The 25,920-nt window shown below is 69.8% G+C and carries 22 protein-coding genes; 15 read left to right on the top strand and 7 right to left on the bottom strand.

Annotated features, from left to right (window positions below; all coding sequences use genetic code 11):
• Positions 1–150 precede the first annotated feature (150 nt).
• Positions 151–930, top strand: a complete 780-nt coding sequence (locus RAMLITH_RS22095) for an HpcH/HpaI aldolase family protein (RefSeq protein ID WP_168109606.1) — start codon at positions 151–153, stop codon at positions 928–930.
• Between the two features lie 18 nt (positions 931–948).
• Here RAMLITH_RS22095 and RAMLITH_RS22090 read toward each other — a convergent pair whose 3' ends face one another.
• Complete coding sequence (locus tag RAMLITH_RS22090; RefSeq protein WP_168109605.1) at positions 949–1,923, bottom strand: Bug family tripartite tricarboxylate transporter substrate binding protein; 975 nt, start codon at positions 1,921–1,923, stop codon at positions 949–951.
• Between the two features lie 25 nt (positions 1,924–1,948).
• Positions 1,949–2,806: a putative hydro-lyase gene (locus RAMLITH_RS22085; protein WP_238344320.1), complete on the bottom strand. Its 858-nt coding sequence runs from the start codon at positions 2,804–2,806 to the stop codon at positions 1,949–1,951.
• A gap of 264 nt (positions 2,807–3,070) precedes the next feature.
• Here RAMLITH_RS22085 and RAMLITH_RS22080 point away from each other — a divergent pair, with 264 nt between their 5' ends.
• The 7 genes from RAMLITH_RS22080 to RAMLITH_RS22050 are packed head-to-tail and all read left to right on the top strand — an operon-like array spanning position 3,071 to position 12,573.
• Positions 3,071–4,744, top strand: coding sequence for a hydantoinase B/oxoprolinase family protein (locus RAMLITH_RS22080; protein WP_168109604.1), 1,674 nt, complete (start codon positions 3,071–3,073; stop codon positions 4,742–4,744).
• The gene (locus RAMLITH_RS22075) at positions 4,741–6,873 is read left to right on the top strand and encodes a hydantoinase/oxoprolinase family protein (protein WP_168109603.1); all 2,133 of its coding nucleotides are present in this window, start codon (positions 4,741–4,743) and stop codon (positions 6,871–6,873) included. The genes RAMLITH_RS22080 and RAMLITH_RS22075 overlap by 4 nt, the downstream gene beginning before the upstream one ends.
• 11 nt (positions 6,874–6,884) lie before the next feature.
• On the top strand, positions 6,885–8,363 hold the full coding sequence (locus RAMLITH_RS22070; RefSeq protein ID WP_168109602.1) for an aldehyde dehydrogenase: 1,479 nt from the start codon (positions 6,885–6,887) through the stop codon (positions 8,361–8,363).
• A 7-nt stretch (positions 8,364–8,370) separates the two neighbouring features.
• Complete coding sequence (locus RAMLITH_RS22065; RefSeq protein ID WP_168109601.1) at positions 8,371–10,002, top strand: thiamine pyrophosphate-binding protein; 1,632 nt, start codon at positions 8,371–8,373, stop codon at positions 10,000–10,002.
• Positions 10,003–10,006: 4 nt separating this feature from the next.
• Positions 10,007–10,672: an RraA family protein gene (locus RAMLITH_RS22060; protein ID WP_168109600.1), complete on the top strand. Its 666-nt coding sequence runs from the start codon at positions 10,007–10,009 to the stop codon at positions 10,670–10,672.
• Positions 10,673–10,683: 11 nt separating this feature from the next.
• Entirely contained in the window at positions 10,684–11,655 is a 972-nt protein-coding gene (locus RAMLITH_RS22055) for a tripartite tricarboxylate transporter substrate binding protein (RefSeq protein ID WP_168109599.1), read from the top strand.
• A 6-nt stretch (positions 11,656–11,661) separates the two neighbouring features.
• A complete protein-coding gene (locus RAMLITH_RS22050; protein ID WP_168109598.1) occupies positions 11,662–12,573 on the top strand; it encodes a branched-chain amino acid transaminase in 912 nt (303 codons plus the stop codon).
• Positions 12,574–12,582: 9 nt separating this feature from the next.
• Here the strand turns inward: RAMLITH_RS22050 and RAMLITH_RS22045 are convergent, their stop codons facing one another.
• Entirely contained in the window at positions 12,583–13,503 is a 921-nt protein-coding gene (locus RAMLITH_RS22045; protein ID WP_168109597.1) for a LysR family transcriptional regulator, read from the bottom strand.
• A gap of 15 nt (positions 13,504–13,518) precedes the next feature.
• The gene (locus RAMLITH_RS22040; protein ID WP_168109596.1) at positions 13,519–14,409 is read right to left on the bottom strand and encodes a LysR family transcriptional regulator; all 891 of its coding nucleotides are present in this window, start codon (positions 14,407–14,409) and stop codon (positions 13,519–13,521) included.
• Between the two features lie 135 nt (positions 14,410–14,544).
• Here RAMLITH_RS22040 and RAMLITH_RS22035 point away from each other — a divergent pair, with 135 nt between their 5' ends.
• The 6 genes from RAMLITH_RS22035 to RAMLITH_RS22010 all read left to right on the top strand — a co-directional run bounded on the left by RAMLITH_RS22035 (position 14,545) and on the right by RAMLITH_RS22010 (position 22,834).
• Positions 14,545–15,537, top strand: coding sequence for a Bug family tripartite tricarboxylate transporter substrate binding protein (locus tag RAMLITH_RS22035; protein ID WP_168109595.1), 993 nt, complete (start codon positions 14,545–14,547; stop codon positions 15,535–15,537).
• 159 nt (positions 15,538–15,696) lie between these two features.
• A complete protein-coding gene (locus RAMLITH_RS22030; protein ID WP_168109594.1) occupies positions 15,697–16,854 on the top strand; it encodes an acyl-CoA dehydrogenase family protein in 1,158 nt (385 codons plus the stop codon).
• The gene (locus RAMLITH_RS22025) at positions 16,854–18,956 is read left to right on the top strand and encodes an acetate--CoA ligase family protein (protein WP_168109593.1); all 2,103 of its coding nucleotides are present in this window, start codon (positions 16,854–16,856) and stop codon (positions 18,954–18,956) included. The genes RAMLITH_RS22030 and RAMLITH_RS22025 overlap by 1 nt, the downstream gene beginning before the upstream one ends.
• Positions 18,953–20,632, top strand: a complete 1,680-nt coding sequence (locus RAMLITH_RS22020) for an acyl-CoA dehydrogenase family protein (RefSeq protein ID WP_168109592.1) — start codon at positions 18,953–18,955, stop codon at positions 20,630–20,632. The genes RAMLITH_RS22025 and RAMLITH_RS22020 overlap by 4 nt, the downstream gene beginning before the upstream one ends.
• Complete coding sequence (locus RAMLITH_RS22015) at positions 20,629–21,555, top strand: SDR family NAD(P)-dependent oxidoreductase (RefSeq protein WP_168109591.1); 927 nt, start codon at positions 20,629–20,631, stop codon at positions 21,553–21,555. The genes RAMLITH_RS22020 and RAMLITH_RS22015 overlap by 4 nt, the downstream gene beginning before the upstream one ends.
• 40 nt (positions 21,556–21,595) lie before the next feature.
• The gene (locus tag RAMLITH_RS22010) at positions 21,596–22,834 is read left to right on the top strand and encodes a CoA transferase (protein ID WP_168109590.1); all 1,239 of its coding nucleotides are present in this window, start codon (positions 21,596–21,598) and stop codon (positions 22,832–22,834) included.
• A gap of 24 nt (positions 22,835–22,858) precedes the next feature.
• On the opposite strand, the gene RAMLITH_RS22005 is transcribed toward RAMLITH_RS22010, so the two are convergent.
• Genes RAMLITH_RS22005 through RAMLITH_RS21995 form a run of 3 tightly spaced genes read right to left on the bottom strand, consistent with a single transcriptional unit; the run spans position 22,859 to position 25,049 of the window.
• Entirely contained in the window at positions 22,859–23,152 is a 294-nt protein-coding gene (locus RAMLITH_RS22005) for a cupin domain-containing protein (protein ID WP_168109589.1), read from the bottom strand.
• On the bottom strand, positions 23,149–24,189 hold the full coding sequence (locus RAMLITH_RS22000) for an amidohydrolase family protein (RefSeq protein ID WP_168109588.1): 1,041 nt from the start codon (positions 24,187–24,189) through the stop codon (positions 23,149–23,151). Before RAMLITH_RS22000 ends, RAMLITH_RS22005 begins: the two co-directional genes overlap by 4 nt.
• 2 nt (positions 24,190–24,191) lie before the next feature.
• Entirely contained in the window at positions 24,192–25,049 is an 858-nt protein-coding gene (locus RAMLITH_RS21995) for a polysaccharide deacetylase family protein (RefSeq protein ID WP_168109587.1), read from the bottom strand.
• Positions 25,050–25,208: 159 nt separating this feature from the next.
• Between RAMLITH_RS21995 and RAMLITH_RS21990 the strand changes: the two genes are divergently transcribed.
• On the top strand, positions 25,209–25,907 hold the full coding sequence (locus RAMLITH_RS21990) for an FCD domain-containing protein (RefSeq protein ID WP_168109586.1): 699 nt from the start codon (positions 25,209–25,211) through the stop codon (positions 25,905–25,907).
• The last annotated feature ends 13 nt before the right edge of the window (positions 25,908–25,920 follow it).

Raw genomic sequence — 25,920 nt, 5'->3', positions numbered from 1 at the left:
GGCTCGGGCGCGGCCGGGCCGCAGCAGGCCCGTGGAACGGTCGATTTGCCATTTCCAAATTGCAGCCGCGGCCTGGCCCGCGCAGACTTCGGCCCTGGCGGCGGCCCGGCGCATTGCCGGACCGCCCGGCCCAACCAGACCAGGAACAACATGCGCGTCCCCTCCTTTCGCGAACGCCTCGCACGCGGCGAGATCCTCGTCGGCTGCAACATCCGCCACTCCCGCACCGCCGAAATCGGCGCGATCCTGGCCGATTGCGGATTTGCATGGATCATGCTCGACAGCGAACACAGTCCGGTGCCGACCGGCGCCGCGTACGACATGGCGCTGGGAGCGCTGCGCGCCGGCGTCATGCCTTTCGCGCGCGTGCGCCGCAACGAACCGGCCGAAATCGCCAGCTGCCTGACGAATGGCGCGCTCGGCGTCCTGGTCCCGCACGTGAACCGGCCCGAGGAAGCCGCATGCGCGGCGCGCGCGACACGGTTTCCGCCCCAGGGCGAGCTGTCGGTTCCGGGGAGCATTCCCCAGTTCGGCTACCGGCACAGTCTGGTAGAGGCGACGGCGCTGTTCAACGCGCACGCCGTGACGGCGGTGATGATCGAAAGCCGTGTCGCGCTGGCCAACGTGGAGGCGATCGCCGCCACACCGGGCGTCGACGTCCTCTTCATCGGTGCCAGCGACCTCATCTACGACCTGGGCCTGCCGGGCGGCTACGAATCCGCGCAGATGGCGGATGCCGTGCGCCGCACGGTCGCCGCGGCCACGGCCTGCGGCAAGCACGTCGGCATGGGCGGGATTCGCGACGACGGGCTGTGGCAGCGCTTCATCGATGACGGCGTCCGCATGGTGCTGACGGAGAACGACCTGACGATGCTGGTGCGCCGCGCCACCGAGCGCGCGGCCTTCTTCCAGGGCCTGCAGGCCCGCTGAAGTCGGCCGGCCGCGGAGTCAGTCGACCCGGATGTTGGCCTCGCGGATGATCCTGCCGTAGCGCTGCAGGTCGCTCTTCATGCGCGAAGCCAGCTCGTCGGGCGTGCTCGCGACGATGTCCAGGCCGAGTCCCTTGAAGCGCGCCACCACGTTGGGCAGCCGCAGGATGCGTCCGACCTCGGCACTGAGCTTGTGGACGACGGCGCGCGGCGTTCCCGCCGGCGCGTAGATCGCGTACCAGGTGTCTATGATCACGTCGTCAATGCCGGCCTCCTGCATCGTCGGCAGGTCCGGCGCGGCGCCGGTGCGCGTGGTGCTGGTGACCGCCAGCGCACGCAACTGCCCTTGCTGCGCGGCCGGCAGGGAGGAGGCGATGTTGTCGAACATGAAGGGCACGTGCCCGGCGATGAGATCGTTGCGCGCCGGACCGCTGCCCTTGTATGGAACGTGGACCAGCTGGAGCTTCTGCGCCCGCGCGAACATCTCCCCGGCGAGGTGGCCGCCGCCGCCGGTGCTCGCCGACGCGTAGCTCAGGCCCTGCGGCTGCTTCCTGATGTACGCGACCAGTTCCCGGGCGGTGTTCACCGGCAGCTTCGGATTGACGACCAGCAGGAGCGGCGCCGCGGCGACCATCGTCACCGGCTCGAAATCCTTCGCCGGGTCATATCCGATGTCCTTGAACAGCAGCGAGTTGGTGCCGTGCGTGCTCTGCGTGCCGAACACCAGCGTGTAGCCATCGGCCGGCGCCCGCGCCACCAGCGCGCTGCCGATGCTCCCGGAGGCGCCAGGCTTGGAGTCAATCACCACGGGCTGGCCCCAGGCTTTCGTGAGTTCCTCGCCGATGGCCCGGGCCATCACTTCCACGGTGCCCCCTGGCGGGTACGGCACGACCAGCCGGATCGGCTTGGCGGGATAGGCGGCGTCGGCCAGCGTCCACGCGGGCACCGTGGCGACGAGGCAGGCGACGAGCCAATGACGCATGGCTTTGAACATGGACTTCTCCAGCAGCGTTGGTAAATCAGCAAAGCACCTTGGCCGACCCGAGGGTCAGGTCGGTGAGGAACATGTGTCCGGTGGCGTGAGTGATCATTTCAGGGATGCCGGAAGCCATGGCCACCGACTGCGGCGTCACGCCGCAGCCCCAGAAGACCGGAATCTCGTCGTCGCGGACCGGGACCGGTGGGTTCGAGTAGGTGTGGCCCAGGTCGGCGATGCCGATGTCGGCCGGGTCGCCGACGTGCACCGGCGAGCCGTGCGCGATCGGGTGCCTGCCGGTGGTCTCGATCGTCGCGACCAGCAGGCGGCGCGGAATCGGCCGCATGCTGACCATCATGTTGCCCCGCAGCATGCCGGCGGGTGTGCAGGCGATCGAGGAATGGTAAACGGGGATCCGCCCGGTATCGGCGTCGAGGTGACGCAGGGGAATGCCGGCATCGAGCATCGCCTGGTCGAAAGACAGGCTGCATCCCATGAGGAACGCCACGTGGTCGTCCCGCCAGAGGCCCAGCAGATCCGGCACCTCTTCCACGAGTTCGCCGTTGCGGAACACGCGGTACCTGGAAAGGTCAGTGCGCAGGTCGGCATCGGCGGCGCAGGAGCGCGGCCGCGGATCGCCGGCGTCGAGCACTTCGATCAGCGGACAGGGTTTCGGATTGAGCAGGCAGAAGCGCAGGAAGTCGAAGGCATGGCGCTGCGGCAGGATCGCGAGGTTGGCCTGGATGTGTCCGCGCGCCATGCCGACGGTGGCACCGGTCCAGCGCCGGCTGCGCACCGCCTGCCGCACCTGCGCCGGCGTTGCCATCGCCAGATCGCTGCGCGCCAATGGCGCCCCCGGAAGCGGTTGCGCCGCCGCCGGCTGAAATGCACGTTCGCCCATGGTCTCCTCGCACGCACCCGTTCGGTGGGAGCCGCGGCGGCTGTCGGCTGCGCGGCATGCGCTGGCCATCTTAGGAACGCGACGGTCAAAAGGATATTTGCATCTGTCGAAGGCGCGATTTGCCGCCGGCTAAGGCGACGGCGCGCCTCGCCGGGGTGGTTGCCGTGCACTTTGCCCCCTGCGAAGCGTGGGTTTGCAAGTGCCAAATTGCCGCGCCGCGCCCGGCACCGCACACTGGCCGCTTCCGATCGACAGGGACAACACATGAGCATCAGTGCCTTGCAGCTGGGCATCGTCTGGCAGCGCTTGACAGGCCTCATGGACGAGGTGGCGCAGACCTTCGTCCGCACCTCGTTCTCCGTCGTGGTCAGGGAGAACTGGGATCTGGCCTGTTCGCTGATGGATCCGGACGGACGGGTGTTCGCGCAGTCGTCGCGCTCGATTCCGTCGTTCCTCGGCACCATGCCGCGGACGCTGGCGGCGATCCTGCAGCGCCACCCGAAGCACACGCTGGAGCCCGGCGACGTCCTGATCTCCAACGACCCGTGGCTCGGCACCGGCCACCTGAACGACATCACGATGGTGCGGCCGGTCTTCCGCGGCGACGAGCTCGTCGCCTTCGTCGGATCGACGTTCCACACCGTCGACATCGGCGGCGCGCCCTCGCCGTTCGCCAAGGACTCGTTCGAGGAGGGGCTGTGCATTCCGGCGGTGAAGATCGTGCGCCGGGGCGAGGAGAACCCCGACGTGATCGCCTTCCTCACCGAGAACCTGCGCGAGCCGCAGGAAACGCTCGGCGACATCCGCGCGCAGTTCGCCGCCTACGAGCTGGCCCAGGGCAAGCTGCTGCGGATGCTGCAGGAGGAAGGCATCGCCGACCTGCGGCTGGTGACCGACCAGATCCTGGCGCGGTCGGAGAACAGCATGCGGCGCCAGCTCGAGGCGGTGCCCGACGGCGAATTCCACAACGAGGTCACGGCCGACGGCTTCGAGCATCCGCTCACCATCCGCTGTGCGATCCGCAAGCAGGGCTCCGAAATCGTCGTCGATTACGCCGGCACCGACGCGCAGGTCGACAAGCCGGTGAATTCGGTGATGAACTTCACCTTCGCGTACAGCGCATACGCGATCAAGTGCGCGTTCGACCCCACCGCCCCCAACAACGACGGAGGGCTGCGGGCGCTCACCATCCTCGCGCCCGAGGGCTGCCTCGTGAACCCGCGGCGGCCGGCGCCGGTGTGGGGGCGACACCTTTCGGGCCACTACCTGCCGTTCGCGATCTTCGGCGCGCTGTCGCAGGTGATCCCGGAGCGCATCGCGGCCGACAGCGGCTCGCCGATCTGGAACGTCTACTTCAAGGGCACCGACCGGCAGCAGCGCAAGTTCGTCAAGATGTTCTTCATGAGCGGCGGCTACGGCGCGCGCGGCAACAGCGACGGTCCGTCGTGCCTGAGCTTCCCGACCAACGTGGCCAACAGCCCGATCGAGCAGTTCGAGAACCAGGCACCGATGCTGGTGACGGAAAAGCGGCTGCTGGTGGACAGCGGGGGCGCCGGGAAGTACCGCGGCGGGCTGGGCCAGCGCCTGTCCTTCCGCTCCCTCTCGCCCGATCCGCTCACCTTCATGATCCGCCACGAGCGGGTCAAGCACGCACCGCGCGGCTTCCTCGGCGGCCTGGACGGCGCCGCCGGTGCCGACCTGGTCGACGACGAGCGCATTCCCGCCAAGACCGTGATGACGCTGCAGGCCGGACAGGTGGTGACCTTCGAGACCCCGGGCGGCGGCGGAATGTACGACCCCGCGCAGCGTGACCGCGCGGCCCTGGCACGCGACCTGCGCGACGGCGTCGTTTCGGCGGCGGCAGCGCAGCGCGATTACGGATTGACGGCGGCCGAAGTGTCGGCGGCGCTGGCGCAGACCGGGGGCGCAGGCAAATGAAGGCAGGCAACGGCAAGGCGAACTGGCGCATCGGCGTCGACATCGGCGGCACCTTCACCGACCTGGTGATGACGGATGCGGCCACCGGACGGCTCTTCAACGAGAAGGTGCTCACGACGCCGGACGACCCCTCGCGCGGGGTGCTCGGCGGGATCGAGCTGATCCTCGGAAACAACAAGGTCGCCGCCGCCGACGTCGAGCACGTCATCCACGGCACAACGCTGGTCGCCAATGCGCTGATCGAGCGCAAGGGCGTGCGCACGGCGCTGGTCACCACCGCGGGTTTCCGCGACGTGCTCGAGATCGCCCGCGAGTGGCGCTACGACATCTACGACCTGTTCCTCACGCCGGTCGCCTCGCTGGTGCCGCGCTCGCTGCGGTTCGAGGTGAAGGAGCGCGTCGCCTACGACGGCAGCATCGTCGAGCCGCTCGACACGACGGCGCTGGAGCAGGTCGCGCAGCAGATCGCCGCGTCGGGCGTCGAGGCCGTCGCCGTGTGCTTCCTGCATTCGTTCAAACGCGCCGACCACGAGATGCAGGCCAAGCGGATCCTGGAGCAGCGCCTGCCGCAGGTCACCGTGTGTGTCTCGAGCGAGGTCATGCCGGAGATCGGCGAATACGAGCGCACGGCCACCGCGGTGTGCAATGCGTACGTGCAGCCGCTGTTTCGCAAGTACATCTCGGGGCTGATCGAAGGCCTGAAGCGCATGGGGATCCATCGCGACCTGTACCTGATGCAGTCGGACGGCGGCACCGTGCATTCGGACACCGCCATCGAATATCCGATCCGACTCGTCCAGTCCGGCCCGGCAGGCGGCGTGCAGGCGACGTCGCTGATCGGCCGGCTGGCGGGCTCGCCTGAGATCCTCTGCTTCGACATGGGCGGCACCACCGCCAAGGCCTGCCTGATCGACGGCGGCCAGCCGACGGTGACGACCGACTTCGAGGTCGCCCGGCTGCAGCGGTTCCGCAAGGGCAGCGGCATCCCGCTCAAGGTCCCGGCGGTGGACATGATCGAGATCGGCTCGGGCGGCGGCAGCATCTCGCGCATCAACCAGCTGGGATTGATCCAGGTCGGCCCGGACAGCTCCAGCGCCGTGCCGGGGCCGGCCTGCTACGGCCAGGGCGGCGCCGATCCCACCGTGACCGACGCCGACCTGCTGCTCGGCTACCTGGACGCCAATGCGTTCCTGGGCGGCGACATGAAGCTCGATCGCGCCGCCGCCGAGCGCGCGCTGCAGGACCGCATCGCCACGCCGCTGGGCATCACGCTCACGGAGGCGGCGTTCGGCATCCACGAGACGGTGAACGAAACGATGGCGCAGGCGGCCGGCATCCATGCGCTGGAGAAGGGCAAGAAGGCCTCGGACTACGTCATGGTGCCGATCGGCGGCGCCGGGCCGGTCCACGCCTGCCACGTGGCGCAGAAGCTGGGCATGAAACGGGCGATCATCCCCATTGGCGCGGGCGTCGCCTCGGCGTTCGGCTTCCTCGCCTCGCCGATGTCGTTCCAGTTCGTGCAGGCGTCGGTGTCGAGCCTGGCGCAGCTCGACCTGCCCGCGCTTCGCGAGATGATCGCCGGCCTCGAGCGCAAGGGCCGGGCGCTGCTGCTCAATTCGGGGGTGGCCGAGGCCGATTGCCAGGTGCGCGTGAGCGCGGCCATGCGCTATGTCGGCCAGGGCTACGAGGTGGAGGTGCCGGTTCCGGGTCTGGAGGACGGCGCCAGCGTGCGCGAGCAGCTCGCGCGGGAGTTCGACCGCTGCTATGAAGATCTGTACGGGCGCGTCGAGAAGGACACGCCGGCCGAGATCGTGTCGTGGCGGGTCGTGGTGCAAGGGCCCACGCCGGAACTGACGGCCAGGACCCAGGCGCCCAGCGTGAGCGACGCGACCGCGCGCGACCGCGCCGACAGCGCCCGCAAGGGCGAGCGCCAGGCATTCAGCGTCACCCGCGGCGCCTTCGCCGCCACGCCGGTCTACGACCGTTATCGGCTGGTGCCGGGTGCGCGCCTGCAGGGGCCGGCCATCATCGAGGAGCGCGAGTCCACGGTCGTCGTGCCCGACGCGGCCGTCGTGACCGTCGACGGCTATCGCAACCTGGTCGTCGACCTGCCGGTCAAGGCCGGGTGAGAGGAGACTCCATGCAGCAGTATCAGCTGTTGATCGGCGGCGAATGGACCGACCCGGAATCAGGCCAGTGGTTCGAGACCCTCAATCCCTACACCGGCCAGCCGTGGGCGCGAATTCCGCGCGGTGGCCCCGGCGACGTGGAGCGCGCGGTGCAGGCCGCCGAGCGTGCGATGCGCACCGGCGACTGGGCCAGGATGACGGCCACCCAGCGCGGCCACGCGCTGCGCCGCCTCGGCGACGTGGTCGCCCGGCACGCCGAGCGGCTCGCCACGATCGAGGTCCGCGACAACGGCAAGCTGTTCGCCGAGATGGGCAACCAGTGCCGCTACCTCACCGAGTGGTTCCACTACTACGGCGGTCTCGCCGACAAGGTGCAGGGGACGGTGCCGCCGATCGACAAGCCCGGGGTGCTGAATTTCACGCGCCAGGAGCCGATCGGGGTCACGGCGTGCATCACGCCGTGGAACTCGCCGCTGCTGCTGATGGCGTGGAAGGTCGCGCCGGCGCTGGCCGCGGGCAACGCGGTGGTGATCAAGCCCTCCGAGTTCACGTCCGCGTCGACGCTGGAGTTCGCGGCGCTCGCAGCCGAGGCCGGGCTGCCGCCCGGTGTCATCAACGTGGTCACCGGCTACGGCAGCGAAGTCGGCGAACCGCTGGTCGCGCATCCGCTCGTGCGCAAGGTGGCCTTCACTGGCGGCGAAAGCGGCGGCCGTCACGTCAACGTCGCCGCCGCCGCCGATTTCAAGCACGTGACGCTGGAGCTGGGCGGCAAGTCGGCCAACATCGTGTTCGAGGACGCGCGACTGGATGACGCGCTGTCGGGGGCGATCTCCGGCATCTTCGCCGCCAGCGGGCAGACCTGCATCGCGGGCTCGCGCCTGCTGGTGCAGGATTCGATCCACGACGAGTTCCTGGACCGGCTGGTCAAGCTCGCCGCCACGGCACGCTTGGGCGACCCGATGTCGCCCGACACCCAGATCGGGCCCATCACGACGGAGCCGCAGTACTGCAAGGTGGTCGACTACATCGAGATCGCGAAGAAGGAAGGTGCGCGCTGTGTCATGGGCGGCGGGGCGGCCGAGCCGCCGCCGGGTGCGGGCGGGCGCTTCGTCAAGCCCACGATCTTCGCCGACGTGACGCCCGACATGCGCATCGCCCGGGAAGAGGTGTTCGGCCCGGTCCTGTGCGTCATGCGCTTCAAGGACGACGAGGAAGCGATCCGCATCGCCAACGGCACCAACTACGGGCTGGCGGCCGGGGTCTGGACCGAGAGCCTGCGCCGCGCCGTGGAGATGTCCAACCGGCTGGTGGCGGGCACGGTCTGGGTGAATACCTACCGCTCCACCAGTTACACGACGCCGTTCGGCGGCTACAAGGCGTCGGGCCTGGGGCGCGAGAACGGCATCGACGCGATCCGCGAATACCTGCAGACCAAGAGCGTCTGGTTCTACACCGGCGGCCCCGTCGCCAATCCCTACATCCGGCGCTAGAGCTTCCATGACACAAGAGATCACTGTCGCCCAGGCATTTGCGCGGGCCCTGGCCGAGTCCGGCGTGCGCCGCATCTTCGGCGTGCCCGGTGGCGGTTCGTCGCTGGACGTGATGGAGGCCGCCGCCGCGGTCGGCATCGAGTTCGTGCTCACGCGGACCGAGAACGGCGCGGTGATGATGGCCGGGGCGGTCGCGGAGACCAGCGGGGTGCCGGGCGTGGCCCTGGTGACCAAGGGGCCCGGCGTCGCCAATGGCGCCAACGGCGTGGCCTGCGCGTCGCTGGACCGGGCGCCGGTGCTGGTCGTCACCGACGGCTTCACGCCGGCGCAGACGGCCTACATCACGCACCAGGTGTTCGACCAGGCGGCGATGCTGGCGCCGGTGGTGAAAGCCCACGGCCGCCTGGACGGGGCCGACCCGGTGCAGGAGATCGATCAGCTGCTGCGGCTGGCCTGCACGCCGCCGTTCGGCCCGGTCCACGTCGAGCTCACGGGGCCGGCGGCCCGCCGGCTGGTGCCGGCCGCGCGCAAGGCGGCCGCCGCGCGGGCGAAGGAGGCCGCACCGCTGGACCCGGCGGCGGTGGAGCAGGTGCGCGAGCGCGTCGCGCGCGCACGCCGGCCAGTCGTGCTGGTCGGGCTGGAAGCGCGCCGCCATCCGGCCGAGACCCGGCGGCTGGTGGCGACACTGGGCTGCCCGGTGCTGGCCACGTACAAGGGCAAGGGCGTGCTGCCGGACGACGATCCGCAGGTGGTGGGGATCTTCACCGGCGGCACCCAGGAAGCGGAATGCCTGGGCCGGTCGGACCTGCTGGTGATGGTGGGCCTGGACCCGGTCGAGATGATCCTGCAGCCATGGCCGTACGGAAAGCCGGCGGTGGAGATCGCCGCTGCGCCCCACCCCGTGCACTACATCGAACCGGACGCGCGCGCCATCGGGCCGCTGGGTCTCGTGCTGGCGGCGCTCGAGGAGGGACTGCGGCACCAGCAGTGCGGCTGGCGTGCCGAGGAGCTGGCGCAATTGCGCAGCACGATGCGCGAGCGCCTGGCCTACGGGCCCGTCGCCAGCGGCGTGGCGCCGGATCGCATCGCTTCCCTCGCGGCCGAAGTCTGTGCCCGGCGCGGCCTGTCCGCGCGGTTGTCGGTCGATGCCGGCGCCCACATGTTCTCGGCGACCACCTTCTTCCCGTGCCAGCAGCCCGGCGACATCCTGATCTCCAACGGCCTGGCGACGATGGCCTTCGCGCTGCCGGCGGCCATCGCGGCCGCGCTGGACGATCCGTCGCGGCCGGTGCTGTGCTTCACCGGCGACGGCGGCCTGCTGATGTGCCTGGGCGAGCTGTCGACGGCGGTGCGCACCGGCGCGCCGTTGATCGTCGTCGTCTTCAACGACGGCGCGCTGTCGCAGATCGACATCAAGCAGCAAAGCCGCGACCTGCCGACCCGCGGCGTGCGCTGGGAACGGCGGGAGGACTTCGCGCAGGTCATGAACGGCCTGGGCGGCACCGGCTGGCAGGCGCGCGACGAGGCGCAGTACACGGCGGCGCTCGAGGCCGCGCTCGCGGCCGGCAAGCCGTGCGTGATCGACGTCCTGGTCGACCCGGTGGGTTACCGCCAGCAACTCAAGGCGATGCGAGGCTGAAACGATGCTCACCTTCGGTCCCGACTTCCCACGCCCGCCGGCAGCGCTGCTGGCCTTGTATCGCGAACTGCCGGTGGCGACCGTGAGCGACGTGCTGGGGCCCGGCCACGTGCTGCACGCGCGCGTCAAGCCGCTGGCGCCGGGCATGCGGGTGCTCGGCCCGGCCTACACCTTGCGGCTGCCCGTGAGCGACAACCTCGGCATGCACGTGGCCGTCAAGGACGCGCAGCCCGGCGACGTCGTCGTCGCCGACCAGCAAGGCGGGCAACTGGCGGCGCCCGTCGGCGAGATCATGGCCGCCGCGGCGCACCACAAGGGGCTGGCGGGCATCGTGCTCGACGGGGTCGTGCGCGATGCCGCACGGCTGCGCGCGGCGGGATGGCCGGTGTTCGCCACCGGCGTGCACGCGCAGCAGTGCCGCAAGGACGGCCCGGCATGGCTGCGCGAGCCGATGACCTGCGCCGGCGTCGAGGTGCGGTCCGGGGACATCGTTCTCGGCGACGACGACGGCGTGGTGGTGATTCCCCTCGAGCGGGCCGAGGCCGTGGCGCGCGAGGTCGTGCAGAAGATCGAAAAAGAGTCGCAGCGGATAGCGGCCATCAGCGAAGGTGTGGTATCGCCCGCGTGGCTCGTGGAAACCATGGAGCGCGTGGGCATCGTCAACCGATAAAGGAGACAGTCATGGTCAAGTTCTGGTTCAGGTTGCTTGCGGTGCTGTTTGCATCGCTGGTCGCCGCCGCCGCCGCGCTCGCGCAGCCGGCCGAGAAGTTCCCTTCGCGCCAGGTCACCATCGTCGTTGGCTTCGCGCCCGGCGGCGGTGGCGACATGTCGGCGCGGTGGATCGCCGACTTCCTGCGCGAACGCTGGAAGGTGCCGGTGATCGTCGAGAACAAGCCGGGCGCGGGCGCCACCATCGCCGCGGCGCACACGGCGCGTTCCAAGCCGGACGGCTACACCGTGGTGCTCGCGACCAGCAGCCCGTTCACGGTGGCGCCGCACTTCCAGGCCGTCAATTACGACCCGGCCAAGGACTTCACCTACCTGTTCCAGTTCCTGGTGAGCGCGCAGCCGCTGTTCGTCAAGTCGGACTCGCAGTTCAAGACGATGCCCGAGCTCATGACCTGGGCCAAGGCCAATCCGGGCAAGCTGTTCTGGTCGACCGCCGCGACCAACGGCGCCACCCATGTCTCGACGCAGGCGGCGTTCAAGGCGGCCGGCATCCAGGCGACGTACGTCCCCTACAAGGGCGGCGCCGACGCGATGAGGGCGCTGCTGGGCGGCGACATCCAGGCGCTGGTCGCCGCGGAGTTCCCGCCGTACGCGGCCGCGGGCACCATTCGTCTGCTCGCCGAGAGCGGCCCGGACAAGATCCCGGAGTATCCTCAGGTGCCGACCTACAAGGACCTCGGTTTCCCGGTGTCGGTGCCGATCTTCTACGGCATCGCCGGTCCGGCCGGCATGCCGCCCGAGGTCGTGCGTGAATGGAACGCCGCGTCCGCCGACATGGTGCGGTCGGCCGGCTTCAAGGAACTGGTCGGCAAGCTCAAGGGCACGGCTTCCTACAAGAACCAGGAGGAGTTCCAATCCACCACCGTGAGCGTGTTCAAGGACATGGCTCGCCTGGTGCCCGAGCTCGGAATGAAGAAGGATTGACAAGGCATGTGGCAACCACGCGTGATCATGCAGAACGGCGAGCTGCTGCCTTACGCCGAAGCCCGGGTGCACCCGATGTCGCTGGCGATGACGTACGCCACGGCCGTGTTCGAGGGCTTGCGGGCCTACCGCAACCCGGAAACCGGTGCCTTCAAGATCTTCCGGCTGGCCGAGCACGTCAGGCGCCTGCAGGCGGGCATGAAGGTGATGCGGATGGACCGCCGGTTCGAGGTCGACGAAGTTGCCGCGCTGCTCACGCGCCTGATCCGCGCGAACGAGCCGGACGACGACGTCTACGTGCGCCTGCTGGTCTACGTCGAAGCACTCGGGCTGATGGCGCAGACCGGGCCGGTCGGCTTCACGGCCGCCGCCTCGCCGCGCGAGCGGCCCAAGTACGCCGAGACCGGCATGAGCCTCGGGGTGAGCTCGTGGACGCGGCTGTCGGACAACGCGAGTCCGCCGCGCATCAAGGCAACCGCCAACTACCACAGCGCCCGGCTGACGCAGCTTCAGGCGAAGGCCGACGGCTACGACGGCGCGCTGATGCTGACGCCGGCTGGCAAGGTCTCGGAAGCGCCGATCGCCTGCTTCTTCATGGTGCGCGACGGCAAGCTGATCACGCCCGGCCTTGGCAGCAACATCCTCGAGAGCGTCACCCGCGACACCATCATCACCCTGCACGAGGAACTGACCGGCCAGCCGGTGGCGCAGCGCGACGTCGACCGCAGCGAGCTGTACTTCGCCGAGGAAGCCTTCGTGTGCGGCACCGGCCAGGAGATCATCCCGGTGGTCGCCATCGACCGTCTTCCCGTGGGCGACGGCCAGCCAGGCCCGATCACGCGGCGCCTGCAGAAGACCTACTTCGACACCGTGCGCGGGCTCGTACCCGACCGCCACGAGTGGCTGACGCCGGTCTGAGGCCGTTGCTCAACGCGCGGGTGACTTGCCGCGCTGCTGCGCGGCCGCGTCGACCAGGTGCTGGATCAGCGCCTCGCTGAACGTCGGCAGCAGCCGCTGGTGCTGGCGCACCAGGCTGATCTCGCGCCGGGCCCAGCTGTCCTGCAACGGCAGGAAACGCAGGTTGTCGTGGCCGGCATAGCCTGGCGCGAACGCGCGCGGCACGACGGCGACGCCGGCCCCCGCCTCCACCATGCGGCAGACCGCGTCGTAACTGCCGACCTGGATGCGCAGGTTCACGCGTTTGCCCAGGCCGTGCGCGATGCGGTCGAGGAACACCTGAATCGAATTGAACTGGTTCAGCCCGACGAAGCGGCAGGTGTCCAGCATGTCGGCCAGGCGCAGGGAGGTGTGGCGGGTGATCGGGTCGTGCGGATGCGAGATGACGACCAGTTCGTCGGCGTAGAGCGGCAGCACGTCCAGTTCGTCCGCGGCCACGGTGCCGGCGACGATGCCCAGATCGGCGATTCCCTTGGCGACCGCGGAGATGATTTCGCGCGAGGGCTGCTCCTCGAGCTCGATGTCGATGTCGGGGTTGTCGTTGAGGAAGGCGGACAGGGCATCGGCCAGGAACGTGTTGGTTGCGGTGCTGTTGGCCTGGAGCCGGATCCGCCCCTTGATGCCTTTCGCATAAGGCCGCAGGTCCGCATGCAGCACCTCGAGCTGCCGCAGCACGACGCGCGCATGGCGCAGCAGGGTTTCGCCGGCCTGCGTGAGCTGGAGGCCTTTGGCATGGCGGATCAGCAGTGGCGCCTGCAGGCTCTCTTCCAGCTGCTTGATGCGCAGGCTCGCCGACGGCACGGACAGGAAGCTCTTTTCCGCCGCGCGCGTGAGGTTCAGGAGTTCCCCGACGTGAACGAACAGGCGCAGGTCGGTGAGGTCGTAATGCATGCGGAGTCCTCCGTTTCAGTGGCCAGCCGCCCCGAGCAGCTCCGCCGGGACCGAGGCGAGCGCATCGCGCAGCACCTCGAGTTTGCGGCTTGCCGCGTCGGCGGGCCGGGACACCAGCGATACCTGCACCGCCGGCGCGCCGCGCCCGAGGCGCAGCACGCGCACGGGATGGGCCAGCGTCATCAGCGCATCCGGCTGCTGCACGATCGACACGCCCAGGCCGGCGCTGACCATCGCGACCACGGCCTGCACCGACTGCAGTTCCATCGTCGGCCGCGCCCCGGGCGCGTGCTTGCGCACCCAGCGCGCCGCCATGCGCCCGGCGCTGGTGTCGGGGTCGAAGCGGATCCACTCGTAATTCTTGAACAGGACGGCCGGCCGCTCCTGCGTCGCCTGGGGCGGCGCCAGCAGCACCAGTTCCTTGCGCAGGACCGGATGCCAGGCGAGCCGCTGCGAGCCGCCGGTCGAGGGCTGCACCACGATCGCGGCGTCCAGCCTGCCGGCCTTCACGGCATCCAGCAGTTCGACGGTGCGGCCGCGCACCGGCCGGACCTGCAGCGCCGGATGATGCGAGCGCAGGTAGGCGACGGCGGCGGGCAGCAGCGTTGCCTGCATGGTCTCTATGACGCCCAGGCGCATCGACCCTTCCACCTGCGTGGTCGTGCGGCGCCGCAGCGCCTCCACCCGCTTCATCGGCTCGCGCATCACGTCGGCGATCTGCCGGGCCAGCGGCGTCGGACGCACGGTGAGGCCGGCACGGTCGAACAGCGGCTGCCCGAAGTGCGCCTCCATCTGCTTCATCTGCATGCTGACGGCGCTGGGCGTGACGTGCATCTCGCGCGCGGCGCCGGCCAGGCTGCCGGTGCGCAGCACTGCATCGAGCGTGTCGAAGAAGGACAGCTTCATCAGTTTTTCTTCACTTGAAGTTGAAGAAATATAGCGCCCGCCGGCGGGCGGCGCGCCAATAGAATTTTTTTCCCCGCGCGCCGCACGCGGCCCCGCCTGCGCGCGCCCGTCCCACCAGATCCAGGAGACGCAACGATGCAGCACAGCCGAAGAGCGCTGACGGTGGCCATGGCCACGCTATCCACCGGCCTCGCCGGCCTGCGGCCGGCAGCCGCGGCGGAAGACGCGGCAAGCTATCCGTCGCGCCCGGTCACGATCGTCGTCGGCTTTGCGCCCGGCGGCCCCACGGACATCATCGCGCGTCTGGTGGCCAACCACCTCGCCAAGGCGCTGGGCAAACCGGTGATCGTGGAGAACAAGCCCGGCGGCGGCTCCAACATCGCCACCGAGCAGGTGGTGCGCGCGGCGCCCGACGGCTACACGCTGCTGGTCGAGACGATCGCCAACGCCACCAACATGTCGGTGTACAAGAAGCTGAACTACGACACCCAGAAAGACCTCGCCCCGATCGTGCAGTTCATGGCGTCGCCCAGTGTCCTGGTGGTCAATCCGCAGGTTCCGGCGAAGACCCTTCAGGAACTGCTGGCCCTGGCGAAGTCCCAGCCGGGCAAGCTGAATTACGCCTCCACCGGCGTCGGCGGCTCGCCGCACCTGGCCGGCGAGATGCTCAAGTACCGCGCCGGCATCGACGCCGTGCACATCCCGTACAAGGGCGCCGGGCCGGCGCTGAACGACCTGCTGGCGGGCAACGTGACGATGGGCTTCATGACGTCGCTGGGCCTGGTGCCGCACGTGCAGGCGGGCAAGCTGCGAGCCCTCGCGGCCGCCAGCCCCAGGCGCATCCCCGAACTGCCCGACGTGCCGACGATGGCCGAGGCGGGGCTGCCCGACTTCCACGTGCTCTCGTGGAACGGCCTGGCGGCGCCGGCCGGCACGCCCAAGCCCATCATCGACAAGCTCAATCGGGAGGTGAACAGGATCCTGGGCATGCCGGAGGTCAGGAAGCAGTTGCAGTCGCTGGGCGGCGACCCGATCGGCGGGACGCCGGAGGAGTTCGCGAGGTTCGTCGACAAGGAGATCAGGCAATGGGGCGCGGTCGTCAAGAGCGCCAACTTCTCGCTGGATTGACGCGGCGGCGGGGCGCGGGCAGCCCGCCACCTGATCAGGTTTTCTTCACTTCGGTTGAACGAAATATCGCTTTTTCGTGAGGAGTCGGGGCGCTACGATGGCGTCTGGTCTCACCTTCCGCACGCGGCCGCTGCCGCGCCGCCATCCCAAGGACTGCACATGGACTTTGAACTGAGCGAAGAGCAACAGGCCTTCGCCGACTCGGTCGCGCGCTTCGCGCGCGAACAACTCGCCGCAGGCGCCCTCAAACGCGCGCATTCCACCGAATGGCCCTGGGAGGCCGCCGAACTGATCGCGAAACAGGGCCTGATGGGGATCGCGTTTCCCGAGGAGGACGGCGGCCAGGGCGGCACGCTGATGCACGCCGTGCTGGCGATCCAGCAGGTGGCCCTGGTCTGCCCGCGCAGCGCCGACATCGTGCAGGTCGGCAACTTCGGGCCGCTGCGCACCTTCGTCGAATACGCCACCCCGGAGCAGAAGGCGCGTTTCCTGCCCGACCTGCTGGGCGGCCGGAAACTGATCTCGCTGGGCATGAGCGAGCCCGAGGCCGGGTCGGCCGTCACCGAGCTCAAGACCACGGCGCGGCTCGAAGGCGACGAGTACGTGATCAACGGCAGCAAGGTGTTCTCCTCGCACAGCCTGGAGGCGGACCTTTTCCTGGTGTACGTGCGCTTCGGCCCGGGCGTGCAAGGCATCGGGTCGGTGCTGGTCGAGCGCGGGATGCCCGGCTTCCAGGTCGGCCAGCGCACCAATTTCATGAACGGTGAGGCCTGGGGCCAGCTGTATTTCGAGAACGTGCGCATCCCCAAGGCGAACCTGCTGCTGGGCGAAGGCGGCTTCAAGAAGCAGATCTCCGGCTTCAACGTGGAACGCCTGGGCAACGCGTCGCGCGCGCTGGCCTGCGGCCGCTACTGCTTCAACCTGGCCCGGGAGCACGCGCTGCAGCGCAAGCAGTTCGGCCGGGCGCTGTGCGAGTTCCAGGGCATCCAGTGGAAGTTCGCCGAGATGGCGATGAAGCTGGAGCAGGCGCAGCTGATGCTGTACCGCGCCGCGATCGAAGGCGAGCACGGCCTGCCCTCGGCGCAGAGCACGGCCATGGCCAAGCTTGCGTGCAACCTGGCGGGCTGGGAAGTGGCCAACGAGGCGATGCAGGTGATGGGCGGCATCGGCTTCACCGAGGACCTGCTGGTCGAGTACTGCCTGCGCCGCACGCGCGGCTGGATGATCGCCGGCGGCTCGATCGAGATCCTGAAGAACCGGATCGCCGAAGGCGTGTTCGACCGTACCTTCCCGCAGCGTCCGGAGAAGGCCCGCTGATGGCCGCGTCCACTGTGCTCACCGGCGCCGCGCTCGCGCAGGCCCTGCTGCGTCCGCGCAGCGTCGCGCTGGTCGGCGTCTCCGACGATCTCGCCAAGCCTGCGGCCCGGCCGCTGCAGTTCCTGCGCCGCAGCGGGTTCGCCGGCGCCGTCTACCCGATCAATCCGAAGCGCGACGCGGTGCAAGGCGAGCAGGCCTGGCCCGACCTGGCCGCGCTGCCCGAAGTGCCGGAGCACGCGTTCGTCATGACGGCGACGGAACATGTCGTCGGCACGGTGCGCGAATGCGCCCGGCTCGGCGTGAAAGTGGTGACGGTGCTGGCCGGCGGTTTTTCCGAGGCCGGACCCGAGGGCCAGGCCCGCGAGGAGGAATTGCGCCGATTGAGCCGCGAGACCGGCGTGCGCGTGCTCGGGCCGAGCAGCCTGGGCGTCGTGCATCCCTCGACCGGACTGATCCTCACGGCGAACGCCGCCTTCGCCGAACCTGACCTGCCGCGCGGCAAGGTGTTCGTGGCCTCCCACAGCGGCAGCATGATCGGCGCGCTGCTGTCGCGCGGCAAGGCGCGCGGCGTCGGCTTCGCCGGTCTCGTTTCGGTCGGGGGCGAAGCGGACCTGAGCCTGGGCGAGATCGGCCTCGCCACGCTGGACGATCCGGAGATCGACAGCTACGTCCTGTTCCTCGAAAGCCTGCGCCACGGCGCACAGCTGCAGCAGTTCGCGCGCGAGGCGGCGCGCCGCGGAAAGCCGGTGATCGCGTACAAATTGGGCCGCTCGGAAGCCGCGGCCGAAATGGCGGTGACGCACACCGGCGCGCTGGCCGGCGAGGACGACGTTGCGGACGCCTTCTTCCGCGGCCTGGGCATCGCCCGCGTCGACAACCTGGAGGCGCTGCTGGAAGCGCCGGCGCTGGCACGGCGCATTCCGCTGGACGTGTCGCACGGCCATCGTGCGCCGCGCGTGGGCGTGGTCACGACGACCGGCGGCGGCGCCGCGATGGTGGTGGACCAGCTCGGCGTGCGCGACGTGATGGTGCAGCCGCCCAGTGAAGAGACGCTGGCGCGGCTGGCCCGCGACGGCCTGCCGTGCACCCCGGGACGCGTGCTCGACGTCACGCTGGCCGGGGCCAACTACGAAACCATGAAGAAGGTGCTGGCGATCCTGTTGCAGGCGCCCGAGTTCGACCTGGTGCTGGCGGTGGTCGGTTCCTCGGCGCGCTTCCAGCCGCAGCTGGCCGTCAAGCCGATTCTCGAGAGCGCGGACAGCCGGCCCGGCGCCAGGCCGCTGGCCGCGATGCTGGTGCCCGATGCACCGCAGGCACTGGCCGAGTTGACGGCTGCCGGCGTGCCGTGCTTCCGCAGCCCGGAGCCCTGCGCGGACGCGATCGCCGCCGTGTTGCGGCGGCGCCAGCCGGGTCCGGCCGCGACGGCCCAGGCGCAGCGCGCCGGGGCTGGCGCCTTCGTCAGCGAAGCGCAGGCGTACGAGCTGCTGCAACGCCTGGAGATCGCGCATGCGCCGGCCGTGACGATGCCGCTGGCGCAGGCGCCACGCGAACTGCCGTTCGACTTCCCGGTGGTGGCCAAGGTCTGCAGCGCGCAGATCCCGCACAAGACCGAAGTCGGCGGCGTCGTGCTGGGCATCGCCGATTCGTCGCAGCTGGGCGAGGCATTCGCCACCTTGCGCCGCAACCTCGCCGAGCGTGCGCCGGGCGTCGCCTGCGACGAGGTCCTGGTGCAACCCATGCGCAAAGGCCTCATGGAGGCTCTGGTCGGCTATCGCGTCGACGCGGAAGCCGGACCGGTCGTGATGCTGGCGGCCGGCGGCATCTGGGCCGAAGTCGCCCAGGACCGCGCGCTTCGGCTCGCCCCCGTGACCATGGAGACGGCGCGCGAGATGGTGTCCGAGGTCAAGGCGTTCCGCTCGCTGGCCGGACTGCGCGGCCGGCCGCGCGGCGACCTGGAGGCGCTGGCGCAGGCGGTCTGCTCGCTCTCGCAACTGGCCGTGCGACCGCAACTGGGAATCGCCGAGGCCGAGGTCAATCCACTGATGGTGCTGCCGCAAGGGCAGGGGGTGCTGGCCGTGGACGCACTGGTGCTGCGGTCATGACGCTGTCCACCCTGGCGCCACCGGTGCTCGCTCCATTGCGCGCATTGTTCGATGCCGCCGTCGCCGCGCTGGCTGCCGATTGCGCCCGCGGCGGCAAGCTCGATGCGCAAAGGCTCGACGAGCAGCAACTCGCCAGCTACGAAATCGCCTGGGCCGGCGCCGACCTGCTGGCCGCGGAAACGCTGGCAGCCGCCGACGGCGAGATGGGCGAGCTCGACGAGCGCCTGGCGCTCCTGTTCATCGCCGAGGCGGCCGGCGCCGTTCTGCGCCGGCTCGAGCCGCTGTTCCTGGAACTGGACCTCGATCCGCAGTCGCTGCACGCGCTGGCGGCGAGCGCGGAACTCGCGCGCCTGCGGCGCGAGGCGGCAAGCGCGAAGGTCCAGGCGCAGGTGGGACACGCGGTCGCCGGCGGCCGATCCGAGATCGGCGACGTGCGCCTGGACGACCAGTTGACCATGGCGCGCGACGGCTTCCGCCGCTTCGCCGCCGACGTGGTGGCGCCGATGGCCGAGAAGATCCATCGCCACGACCTCACGGTGCCCGAGTCGCTCTTGCAGCCGATGCGCGAGATGGGCGTGTTCGGCCTGTCCATCCCGGAAGCCTACGGCGGCACGGCGCCGGCCGATGGCCACGACACGCAAATGATGGTGGTGGTCACCGAGGCGTTGTCCGAAGCGTCGCTCGCCGCGGCCGGCAGCCTCATCACGCGGCCGGAGATCCTGGCGCGCGCGCTGCTGGCGGGCGGCACGCAGGCGCAGAAGCAGCGCTGGCTGCCGGGCCTGGCCGCCGGCGACCCGCTGTGCGCGATCGCGATCACCGAGCCGGACTTCGGCTCGGACGTTGCCAGCCTGGCGCTCAAGGCCACGCGCACCGAAGGTGGCTGGCTGCTCAATGGCGCCAAGACCTGGTGCACTTTCGCCGGCAAGGCGGGCGTGCTGATGGTGGTGGCGCGCACCGACCCCGATCGATCGGCCGGCCACCGCGGGCTGAGCCTGCTGCTGGTGGAAAAGCCATCCACCGAGGACCATGAGTTCACGGTGACGCAGGAGCGCGGCGGGCGCCTGCAGGGCCGCGCGATCCCGACCATCGGCTACCGCGGCATGCATTCCTTCGACCTGGCGTTCGAGGACTACTTCGTTCCGGCGGCGAACCTGATCGGCGAGGAAAGCGGGCTGGGCAAGGGCTTCTACTTCACCATGACCGGGATGACCGGCGGGCGCATGCAGACCGCGGCGCGGGCGCTGGGGGTGATGAAGGCCGCGCTTCAGGCGGCGATCCGCTACGCGGGCGACCGCAAGGTGTTCGGCGCGCCGCTCGCCGGCTTCCAGCTGACGCAGGTGAAGATCGCGGCCATGGCGGCGCGCTTCGCGGCCTGCCGGCGCCTCGCCTACCGCGTGGCGTGCATGCTGGACGAGGGCCAGGGCCGCATGGAAGCGAGCCTGGTCAAGCTGCTGGCCTGCCGCTCGGCCGAACTGGTGACGCGCGAGGCGCTGCAGATCCACGGCGGCATGGGGTATGCCGAGGAAACGGCGGTAAGCCGCTATTTCGTCGACGCCCGGGTGCTGTCGATCTTCGAGGGCGCGGAGGAAACGCTGGCGCTCAAGGTGGTCGCGCGCAGCCTGCTGGAGGACGCGCTGGCCCGGGACAAGACCGCTTCGACAGGAGCAAGGACATGACGCACGCAAACGGCAAGGCATTGGACGGCAAGGTGGTGCTGGTGACCGGCGCGGGCGGCGGCATCGGCCGCGCGCTCGCCATCGCGATGGCGGCGAGCGGCGCCAGGGTGGTCGTCAACGACATCGGCGCCTCGCTCACCGGCGACGCGACCGGCCTGAACCCGGGACAGCAGGTGGTCGAGGAAATTCGCGCCGCTGGCGGCGAGGCGGTGCATAACGGCGACAGCGTGGCCGATGCCGCCGGCGCGCAGCGCATGGTCGACCTGGCCGTCGAAACCTTCGGGCGCATCGACTGCGTGGTGAACAACGCCGGCATCCTGCGCGACCGCATCTTCCACAAGATGAGCCTGGACGACTTCGACTCCGTGCTCAAGGTGCACCTGTACGGCGCGTTCCACACCAGCAAGGCGGCGGCGCTGCATTTCAAGGAGCAGGGCGGCGGCAGCTTCGTGCACATGACCTCCACGTCCGGCCTGATCGGCAACTTCGGCCAGGCGAACTACGCGGCCGCCAAGCTGGGCGTCATGGCGCTCTCGAAGTCCATCGCGCTGGACATGCAGAAGTTCAACGTGCGCTCCAACTGCATCGCGCCGTTCGCCTGGAGCCGCATGACCAGCTCGATCCCGACAGAAACGCCCGAGGAGCGGGCACGGGTGGAGCGGCTGAAGCAGATGACGCCCGACAAGATCGCGCCGCTGGCGATCCACCTCGCGAGCGATGCCGCCGCCGGCGTGAGCGGCCAGGTCTTCGCCGTGCGCAACAACGAGATCTTCCTCATGAGCCAGTCGCGACCGCTGCGCTCCGTGCACCGCTCCGAGGGCTGGACCGTGGAGAGCGTGGCATCGCACGCCATCCCGTCACTGCGCGCCTCGTTCTTCCCGCTTGACCGGTCCGGCGACGTGTTCTGCTGGGATCCGGTCTGATCCACTCTTCGTCCGACGCTTCCATCGCGAGGATTTCCGCGTGACCTATCCCTTCCTCGGTGGCCTGCGCGTCATCGAAAGCTCCGCCTTCGTCGCCGCGCCGCTGGCCGGCCTCACCCTGGCCCAGTACGGCGCCGACGTGATCCGCGTGGACATGATCGGCGGCGGGATCGACTACGGCCGCATGCCGCGCCTGCCCGGCGGGCGCAGCTTCTACTGGACGGCCCTCAACAAGGGAAAGCGTTCCGTCGCCGTCGACCTGCGCAAGCCCGAGGGCCGCGAGCTGGTGCAGGCGCTCGCCACGGCACCCGGCCCCGACGGCGGCGTCCTGCTGACCAACATCGGCACGCCGTGGCTGGCGCATGGCGTTCTGGCCGCAAAGCGCCCCGACGTGATCACCTGCACCATCGAAGGCAACGGCGACGGCTCCACGGCGCTCGACTACACCGTCAACTGCGCCACCGGCTATCCGGCCATCACCGGCGGCGGCTCGGTGCAGCGACCGGTGAACCATGTGCTGCCGGCCTGGGACATGGCCTGCGCCTACCAGGCCGCATTCGCCATCGTGGCCGCCGCCCAGCAGCGCCAGCGCACCGGGGCCGGCGCCGAACTGCGGCTGGCCCTGTCGGACGTGGCGTTCACCATGTTGTCCCACCTGGGCGTGCTGGCGGAGGCGGAACTGCTGCAGCAGAACCGGCCGTCGCTGGGCAACGACCTGTACGGTGCGTTCGGACGCGATTTCGGCACCGCCGACGGCGGCCGCATCATGGTGGCGGCGATCTCGGCCAACCAGTGGAAGGCCCTGGTGCAGGCCTGTGGCATCGCCGATGGCATCGCGGCGCTGGAGCAGCGCCTGGGCCTGGACTTCGGCGACGAGGCGCAGCGCTACGAGGCACGCGACGAGATCGCCGCCCTGGTCGAGCCGTGGTTCGCCGCCCGCACGCGCGCGCAGGCGGAGGCCGAACTGGCGGAACACAAGGTCTGCTGGGGCCGCTACAACACCGTGACGGAGCTGGTGGCGGCCGACGCGCGCGTCAGCCAAGCCAATCCGGTGTTCGAACGGATCGCCACGCCCGGTATCGGCACGCACCTGGCGGCGGGAGCGACCGTGCGCGCGGCGAATCTGCCGCGGCAGCCGACGCCGCCGGCGCCGCTGCTCGGCACCCACACCGACGAAGTGCTGCACGAGGTGCTGGGGCTAGCCTCCGGCGCGGTAGGGCGCCTGCACGATGCAGGCGTGGTGGCCGGCCCCGAGCGCGATCCGTCGGTGCGCGGCTGAGGCGGCCCGGGCCGGCCGCGGCCGTCACTTGATCTCGATCTCGACGAACGAGAACGCCACCGCGCCGTCGTTGATCACGTTGTGCTCGACCCCGGCGGAGCGGAAGTAGCTCTGGTGCGCCTTCAGCTCGCTGACCGAACTGGTGCCGTCGCGGACTTCGATGCTGAGCCGGCCGTCGGCCTCGGGCACCACGACGTAATCCAGCCCGTGCCGATGCCAGCCGGTCTCGGCGCCGGGCGCGAAGTTCCATTCGGTGACGGTGACCCGCCCGTTGTCGACCTGGACCTTGGGGACTGCCTGCGGACGCGGTGCATTCATCGAGGAACCTCCGGCGTGGTGGTGGCGGGTCGCGGCTCGCGGTACTGCGAGCGCAAGGCGTGCGCGTTGTCCCGGAAGATCCTGCGGCGCAGGCCCGGCGGCAGCGAGTCGAGCTGCTGCCGGGGTTCCAGGACGCCCATGGGAAACGGCCAGTCGGAGCCGAACAGGATGCGCTCCTCGCCGAACGTCGCGGCCGCGAACGCGAGGGCCGTGTTGTCGTGCGTGATGCAGTCCGCATGGAAGCGCGCCAGCAGCGCCTGCGGCGCCGCGCGGCTGGTGTCTATGCCGGCCCGCCCAGTCGAATAGCCGTGCTGCAGCCGCCCCGCCAGCATCGGCGTCGCGCCGCCGCCGTGGGCGAGGCAGAACCGCAGGTTGGGGAAGCGCTCGCACACGCCACCGAAGATCAGGTGCGCGGCCGCCACCGAGGTCTCGTACGGATTGCCGACCAGGTTGTCCAGGTAGAACGCCTTCAGCCGCCCGTCGCAGCAGGCGCCCGGATGGATGAAGAGAAAGGCGTTCGCGTCGTCCAGCACCGTCCACAGCGGCTCCAGCCGCGGGTCGGAATAGACCGGGGTGGCGCCGCCGCCGGCGGCGATGGAAAAGCCTCTTGCTCGGCGCGTGATGCGCTCCGCGGCGATCCTGGCGGCCAGTTCGGGATGCTCCACCGGCAGGTGGAACAGCGGCGCGAGGCGGTCGCCACGGCCGGCGCAGATCTCCTGCAGCCCGTCGTTGAGGTAATCGATCCACTGTCGCGCGGCCTGCGGCGCGAGCTGCTGCCGGTAGAACGGCGGCGGGATCGAGATCCAGGCGTTGGCCACCTGGTGACTGTCCATCCAGGCGACCAGTGCGTCGGGGTCGTAGAGCGCGGGCACGCCGACGGTGTGGCCGTCGACGCCGAGCACGCGCCGCTGCGCGTCCCAGGTGACGCCGTCCAGCGCCGCCAGCTGCTCGTGCCGCACCGGGACGAGATGCGCGTGGACGTCGAGGGCGATCGGCTCGGCGGCCGCACCGGCTGCCGTCTGTTGCGGGGACGCCATCGTCAGAAGGCCGCCGCGTCGTTGGTCCGCTTGACGATGTGCGGCAGGGACTCCCTGGCGGCCTCCTCCATCGTCATGAATACCGCGCCTTCGTGCACCAGCCGGTCCACCAATTGCTCGAAGTGCAGCATGCGGTAGCCGCGCCCGATCACGTAAGGGTGCATGGTGTAGGTGAGCACGCCCCAGTCGACGCTCTGCTTCATGTACAGGAACTCGTCGCGCCAGCCTTCCAGCACCGTGCGCGGCGACTGCAGGCCGGGCATCACCGAGTTGGGCAGGCGCATGAACTCGAAGTGCGGGTGGTCGTCCATCGTCCAGCTGATCGGCATCTCCACCAGCGACGTCTCCTCGCCGAAGCCAAGAGGCTTGCCCAGTTCCACGACGTCGCCGCGGCGCGCGCGGTATGGCCGGTAATCCGCGCCCATCAGGCTGCTGTCGTACTCGAACCCCTGGGCCAGCAGCAGGTCGATGGTGTTGGCGCTGAGGTCCCAGGCCGGCGACCGGTAGCCGCGCGCCTTGCTCCCGGTGAGCCGCCGGATCGCCTCGTTGGCGCGGACCATGTCCTCTTCTTCCTGCTCCCGGGTCTGCAACGCCGGCGCCGTGTGGGTCCAGCTGTGGTGGCCGATCTCGTGGCCGGCCTTGACCAGCGCTTCGCACACGGCGGGGTAGGTCTCGATGGTGAAGCCCGGCACGAACCAGGTGCTGCGGATGCCGTGAGCCTTGAGCAGGTCCAGGATGCGCGCGGCCCCGACGATGCCGAACTCGCCCCGCGACAGCGGCGTCGGGGTCGTCAGCCCGCGCGAGATGAAGCCGGATTGCGCGTCGAAATCGAACGTGAGGCAGACGATGTGGCGTGGCATGCGGTGGTCCCTTTCCATCGAAAAGCGCGAACCCGGCAGGGCGGCGCCGGGCGTGGGGCCTTCGATTCTTGCCGCGCGCCCAGGCGCTGGCGATCGGGGAAGACGGCATTGACGGAGTCAAGATATATCATATATTGTCCGGACAAACATGGAGTTCACGTGTCCTTGGAAGTGATTCGTCCGGACTACCGGACCCGGGCCCAGGTGATCCTGGAGGAGATGCGGGACCGCATTTCCACGGGCGTCCTTGCTCCCGGCACCCGGCTGCTGCTCAAGCCGATCTCCGAGGAGTTCGGCTGCAGCGAAATCCCCGTGCGCGAGGCGCTGCGGGCGCTCCAGGCCGAGGGGCTGATCACCGTGATTCCCCACACCGGCGCATTCGTCTCCGCACCCAACATCGACGAACTGGTGGAGCTGACCGAGGTCCGCAGCATCCTCGAGCCCGAGGCGACGGTGGCGGCGGCACCTTACATCGACGCCGTGATGATCGCGAAGCTGCGCGACATGCTGGCAGAAATGCGGACGCTCGGCGAGCAGAACGCGGCGCAGGAATACGGCCGGCTCAACCGGCGTTTCCACACTTTCATCCTGGACAAGACGCCCAACCAGAAGATGGCGGCGCTGGTCAAGGACCTCTGGGGCCAGGCCGATCGCGGCCGGCTGGTCTACAAGAAAGGCCCGGGGTTCCTGGGCGAATCGATGCGCCAGCACACCGAAATCGTGGATGCCATCGAGAGCAAGGACCTGGCCCGGCTGCGCGAGATCGTGGCCGCCCACAGCCAGTACGGGTTGAACGCGGTGCGCAGCCTGGCCGCCGAGGCCGCGCTCGACAGCAGCGCCACGGCAGTATCGAAATAGCAGGAGACAAGAA

This window comes from Ramlibacter lithotrophicus, assembly GCF_012184415.1.
Taxonomy (GTDB): domain Bacteria; phylum Pseudomonadota; class Gammaproteobacteria; order Burkholderiales; family Burkholderiaceae_C; genus Ramlibacter; species Ramlibacter lithotrophicus.
The sequence above is the reverse complement of the archived record's forward strand: the minus strand, read 5'-3'. Positions and strand labels throughout refer to the sequence as shown.